We start from the raw sequence: 6070 nt of genomic DNA, 5'->3' as shown, positions 1-6070 counted from the left end.
TTATAAACAAGTCGCTAACCAAAAACCATTAATTGATAATTTTATTCCAATTCATTGGGTTACATTACCACCACTAACTAACGATGACATAGCCTATATTAATAGCCAATTAGAAAACTGATCGTCAGAAACAGAAAATACTTTTCACATCAATACTGGAGGCAACTGAGTTGTAAGACTATTTTTTTCCTTAGTCGCCGCGCCCAATAATGCATACCCTAATAAATTTCCGTTTTCATCCCGACAAAGTGCTTTTACACCATCTTTATCAGCATCTACATACCACTCACTCTTGATACTAAAATCCGGCGGTGAAACTACTGTTGGGCATGCCGGTGTTTTTACGATTACAGGCATCGCCGGGTACAGGACCGGGGTTGGATTACCAGAGAGTGTTGCCGCTAAAGCTCGAGCTGCGTGCGTAATCGGCATCACAAAAGGTAATACTTTCCCTTCAACTTCCGCACAATCACCCAAAGCATAAATATTACTAAACTGAGTTTGTAGCAAGCGATTAACCAGAATACCTCGATTAACCTGAATACCCGCTGCTGCTGCAAGTTGTGTGCGCGGATGCAATCCTACAGCTGACAACACAATATCGGTTTCGATCGAGACACCGTTAGCAAACGTTACGCATAAACGTTCTTGCACTTGATCAACCGATTGTGTTGTAGCATTTAAATGGAAAACCACACCCGATGCTTCCAGCTTCTGCTGTATAAAAACACCACCCGCAGGCGGCAAAAGACGCCCCAGCGGTTGAGCGCTAATATCTATCACATCCACATGGTAACCATTAGTTGCCAGATCATTGGCAAATTCACAGCCTATCAAACCTGCACCAATAATACTGACTCTTTTTTTCCCAGCCAGCGCATCACGAAACTTCTTATAATCATCGAGATCGTTAACAGTTAATATTTCTGCCACACCATCTCCCGATAATGGCAAACTCACTTGATCAGCGCCTAATGCTAAAACCAGCTGATCGTAGAATATTTTTTCACCACCAGCTAATATCACTGCACATCCAGGTTGATCAATAGCCGCCACACGGCAATGAGGTCGGATGGAAATTTTTAGTTGTGATGCCATCTGAACAGCATCGCTATTCAAAATAGATTCAGGAGTTTTACCAGATGATAAAGCATTTGACAACATAGGTTTGGAATAAAAGCCTCCGTGATCGGCAGATACCATAATGATTGGAATCTCGGTATTCAGTTTGCGTAGCTCACGCGCCACAGCATAACCGGCCAATCCACTTCCTACAATAACCACCGGATTAATCATCAGATCCCCACCATTTCAAAATCAGTTTTACTCACTCCGCACTCATGGCAGGTCCATCTCCGGAATATCTTTCCATCGCGTACCTGCTTTAATATCGTGCTCTGAATCACCAGTTGATTCATCATAAACAAATCCGCATATATTACATTGGAATCTTTTCATCTATTCTCACTTTCTTTATCTGAATTGATAAAAAAATATGCACATTGATTTAGGAAAATTTCCATCAATCAATGTGCTTTATTTAATCGGCTAATAACAATGCCTATAATAAGGAAATGCTATGTCCGGTTACTTCAAAAGTCAGCAATAGCTGAAGACCAAAATCAGCTTCCGTATTTTTTATTTTGCCTCACTACTATTGTTCACTAAGCTTGTACGTCTTTGTAAATAGGCGTCACGCGTGAATTCGTACTTATCCAATGCAGCCTCTTCAAGAGTTTTATCGTCATCAAGAAACTGTGCACGCGCATTGATCGTCCTTACAGTAGCAACTGGCAAACGAAGAGCCGCCGCATTAATATAATCAACATCTTTCATAAAAACCCCTGTTACCCCTTGTGTAACTGGATCCATAAAGAAACTATCAACTGCGAGTCCAAACGTATCACGTGCAGAACTTGGCCCCAACAAAGGCAGTACGATATAGGCCCCGCTGCCGACACCATAGTGTCCCAATGTCTGACCGAAATCTTCATTTCGTTTATTAAGATTAATATCACTTGCTGCACTGATATCACTGGCAATATCGATCAAACCAAATATACCAAAAGTGGTATTAATCAATAATCGTGCACTACTGGCAAGTGCGCTCTTGTAATTCAATTGAAGAACAGAGTTAGTTATCACCACCACATCGTTTAGATTGGAGAAAAAATTTCCAACAACTAATTCGACAGGATCTGGGGTAACCTTCTTATAACCCCTGGCAACCGGATCAAAAACATTATCATACACCATCTCATTAAAATTAAAAACGGCGCGATTCATGGGTTCTAGAGGATCATAAGGGCCATTCTGGTTATTCGTTTTCGTTGAAGCACAACCAGTTAAAAATAAAACTAACACCAGACAAGCAGTAACTTTGGAACGGATAATATTAATCATGTTCTTATTTATTTTAGTAAAAATTCAATGGATCTTGCCACATTTATAAAAATGGTTCAATACGCGCCGTCACAAACTGTTATTTTCCCAGAGCAACTATAAATTGATACTACACGCGATTTAAAAGCCTTTAATAAATCAAAAATCAAGTCTTAAATATACGACAAATACTCTGGGTACTTTATGAGATTATTCATTCCGAAAAAATAACTTAAAGTTCTTCCCGTTTAGGCTGTTTCCATTCCATTATGGCACAGTAACGCATCTAACTCTGGCTCACGCCCCCGAAATGCGATAAACGACTCCAATGCCGAACGGCTCCCTCCGACTGCAAGAATTTCTTCAAGGAAATGCGAACCGGTCGCTGCATTGACAACACCATCGGAAGCAGTTTCTTCAAACAAACTATAGGCGTCTGCTGACAATACTTCAGCCCACTTATAACTGTAATAGCCTGCCGCATAGCCTCCCGCAAAAATATGCGCAAAACTATTTGGAAAACGATTAAAGTCAGGTGGAATAATCACAGCAACATCTCTGCGGATATCACTCAGTAACTGTAACACAGTCTTGACACCATCTGGCTTGAAATCAAAATGCACATACATATCAAAAAGTGCAAACTCAATCTGTCGCAACATCTGCAATCCACTCTGGAAATTCTTGGCTTTCAGCATCTTATCAAATAAGGCTCTTGGTAGCGATTCGCCTGTATCAATATGCTGCGTCATTCCAGCAAGCACATCCCATTCCCAACAAAAATTCTCCATAAACTGACTGGGCAGCTCTACTGCATCCCATTCAACACCGTTAATGCCTGACACACCCAAATCTTCAACTTGTGTCAGCAAGTGATGCAAACCATGACCAAACTCATGGAATAACACAATCACTTCATTATGCGTAAATAAAGCCAGCCGGCTCTGTTGATTAATAGTTACAGGTGCTGAGAAATTACAAGTGAGGTATGCAACAGGTATTTGTATAGCATGACCTCCTGTTTGCTGATTTTCAATTTGCCGACGTGTAATGGCGTCATCCATCCAGCCCCCCCCCCGTTTAGTAGGGCGTGCGTAGAGATCCAAATAAAATTGGCCGATTAATTGTTCATTGGCATCATATATATCAAAAAACTTTACATCTGGGTGCCAGCACTGAATATTGCATGAAGCCGCTGCAGAAACGATACGAATGCCATATAGCTTATCCACCAGCTCAAACATCCCGGCCAGCACTTTATCCTCTGGGAAATATTGTTTGATTTCCTGATCAGAAAATGCATAGCGTTCTTCACGCAATTTTTCACTGGCATAAGTTAAATCCCAAGCTTCAAGCTCTGCCAGATCCAGCTTCTCTGCTGCAAATTGCCGGAGTGCTTGTAGATCCCGCTCAGCGTATGGTTTTGCTTTAGCCGCTAACTTTCCGAGAAAATCCAGAACCTGCTGCGGAGAAGTCGCCATTTTTGTTGCCAACGAAACTTCAGCATAATTCTCATAACCCAGCATTTGTGCCTCCTCCTGGCGCAACGCTAGTATCTTGTTAATGAGCAGCATATTGTCTTTATTCAGCCCAGCCTGAACATCAAACTCGCTGGCACGCGTGACATAAGCACGGTACATTTTTCCCCGAAAATCCCGATTATCAGCATATTGCAGCACCGGAAGATACGACGGCATATGCAAGGTAAATTTCCAGCCTGTTCTGGAATCTGCTTCGGCTAATTCCTTAGCTGCCTGTAATACATCAGTCGGGATACCCGCTACAGTTTCTGCATCCTCGATGAATAAAGAATAAGCATTCGTAGCATCCAACAAATTATCATTAAATTTTGAAGATAAGCTCGATAGCTCTTCTTGGATTTGTAAGAATCGCTGTTTTTTATCCGATGGCAATTCCGCACCACCTAAACGAAAATCTCTCAATTCATTATCTATAATTCTTTTTCGCGCTGAAGTCAGTTGATCGAATTCCTCACTTCCACGTAACTGCTTAAATTTTTCAAATAACAGCAAATCTTGAGACAATTCGGCATAAAACTGAGTAATCATCGGAAGATTCTCATTATAGATTTCCCGTAGCTGCGGGCTGTTCATCACCGCATTTAAATGCGATACCTGCCCCCAAGCGCGCGACAACCGTTCACTCGCATCTACCATGGGTTGTACAAAATTTTGCCAGGTAGGTATATGATTATCTCCACGTACTTTTTCAACTACCGTACGATTCTCTTTCAGCAGAAAATTGATAGCTGGCGTAATATGCTCATCCTTTATTTCCGCAAAACGAGGCAGTCCAGAAAAATCAAGTAATGGGTTTGACATGTTGCTCCAATTAATCAGTTAAATAAATTGCATCGTGTTATTTCTTATGGATAAACAAGATATCCCGTCGTTCAGCGTTCATAAACAATATGACCATTCACCAGAGTATATTTAACACCACCCGGTAACTCCATACCCATAAAAGGCGTGTTTTTCCCTTGACTCAAGATAGCTGATGCCGTCACTTTCCAATAATAATCAGGATCAAAAATACAGATATCTGCGGCACTTCCGACAGATAGATGCCCCGCATCAATTCCCAGTATTCCTGATGGATCAGATGTAATTTTTGCCAAAACTTTAAGCAAAGGCAAGCGCATTTCATTACCCCATTTTAAAGTTAATGGCAGCAATAGTTCCACGCCTGTTGCACCAATCTCAGACTGACCAAATGGCAGCAATTTGGCATCCTCATCTACCGGCGCGTGATCAGAACAAATCGCATCAATCGTACCATCTAATAAGCCATTGCGCAGCGCATTGCGATCACTCAAATCACGCAATGGCGGCATCAAATGACAATTCGAATCAAAAAAACCAATATCCATATCAGATAAATGCAGATGATTAATTGTTACATCACAAGTCATCGGCAAACCCTGTTGCTTAGCGGCGCGAACCATTGTTAACCCTTCCGCACTGGAAATCCGGCACAAATGCACTCTGACCCCTGTTTCTTTGGCCAACAAAATAATATTAGATATGGCTATTGTCTCCGCACAGACAGGAACTGTGGGCAGACCCAGCCGTGTTGCCACTTCGCCATCATGTGCAACACCGTCATTGGTCAAGCTAATTTCTTGTGGACGGAGCCACACGCTAAAGCCAAATGTAGAGGCATACCGCATTGCCTGCATGAGCACCCGCAAATTAGGTAACAAGCCATCCGGCTGGCCAAAGACAACACATCCCGCATCGTTTAATTCAGCCATTTCGGTCAAACGTTCACCGCGTAATCCCTGAGTGAGCGCACCGATGGGATAAACATGCGCCTGATTAAGATTCTTGGCACGATGTTTCAGCATTTCTACCAGACCCGGCTCATCTAACGGAGGGTCCGTATCCGGCGGACAGGCAAAACTTGTTACCCCTCCGGCAACCGCCGCCTCCATTTCAGATTCAAGTGTCGCTTTATACTCCAATCCAGGCTCACGCAAGCGCACAGACAAATCAACCAAACCCGGGCACACGATTAACGAGTTAGCATCAATAACACGACTGGGCTGAAATTCATCAGGAGCCACACCTATTGCAATGATTTTACCTTTCGCAATAAAAATATCCTGAACAGAATCAATGCCCTGCTTTGGGTCAATCAGCCGTCCATTTTTAATATGAATTTTCAT

At 42.3% G+C, this 6070-nt stretch carries 5 protein-coding genes; all 5 read right to left on the bottom strand.

The window, feature by feature from the left end:
• Positions 1–144: 144 nt before the first annotated feature.
• The 5 genes from ACH10T_RS10795 to ACH10T_RS10775 all read right to left on the bottom strand — a co-directional run bounded on the left by ACH10T_RS10795 (position 145) and on the right by ACH10T_RS10775 (position 6070).
• The gene (locus tag ACH10T_RS10795; RefSeq protein ID WP_394809281.1) at positions 145–1296 is read right to left on the bottom strand and encodes an NAD(P)/FAD-dependent oxidoreductase; all 1152 of its coding nucleotides are present in this window, start codon (positions 1294–1296) and stop codon (positions 145–147) included.
• 42 nt (positions 1297–1338) lie between these two features.
• Positions 1339–1458, bottom strand: a complete 120-nt coding sequence (locus tag ACH10T_RS10790) for a rubredoxin (RefSeq protein ID WP_394809280.1) — start codon at positions 1456–1458, stop codon at positions 1339–1341.
• A 180-nt stretch (positions 1459–1638) separates the two neighbouring features.
• On the bottom strand, positions 1639–2403 hold the full coding sequence (locus ACH10T_RS10785; protein WP_394809279.1) for a VacJ family lipoprotein: 765 nt from the start codon (positions 2401–2403) through the stop codon (positions 1639–1641).
• Between the two features lie 227 nt (positions 2404–2630).
• Complete coding sequence (locus ACH10T_RS10780) at positions 2631–4724, bottom strand: M3 family metallopeptidase (protein WP_394809278.1); 2094 nt, start codon at positions 4722–4724, stop codon at positions 2631–2633.
• A 71-nt stretch (positions 4725–4795) separates the two neighbouring features.
• Entirely contained in the window at positions 4796–6070 is a 1275-nt protein-coding gene (locus tag ACH10T_RS10775) for a dihydroorotase (protein ID WP_394809277.1), read from the bottom strand.

The sequence above is a fragment of the Nitrosomonas sp. genome (genome assembly GCF_043753625.1).
Classification (GTDB): domain Bacteria; phylum Pseudomonadota; class Gammaproteobacteria; order Burkholderiales; family Nitrosomonadaceae; genus Nitrosomonas.
The sequence above is the reverse complement of the archived record's forward strand: the minus strand, read 5'-3'. Positions and strand labels throughout refer to the sequence as shown.

Bases quoted from the DNA above. Each gene is read 5' to 3' on its own strand.
- ACH10T_RS10795 (WP_394809281.1), bottom strand. From the start codon at position 1,296: ATGATTAATCCGGTGGTTATTGTAGGAAGTGGATTGGCCGGTTATGCT.
- ACH10T_RS10790 (WP_394809280.1), bottom strand. From the start codon at position 1,458: ATGAAAAGATTCCAATGTAATATATGCGGATTTGTTTATGATGAATCA.
- ACH10T_RS10785 (WP_394809279.1), bottom strand. From the start codon at position 2,403: ATGATTAATATTATCCGTTCCAAAGTTACTGCTTGTCTGGTGTTAGTT.
- ACH10T_RS10780 (WP_394809278.1), bottom strand. From the start codon at position 4,724: ATGTCAAACCCATTACTTGATTTTTCTGGACTGCCTCGTTTTGCGGAA.
- ACH10T_RS10775 (WP_394809277.1), bottom strand. From the start codon at position 6,070: ATGAAAATTCATATTAAAAATGGACGGCTGATTGACCCAAAGCAGGGC.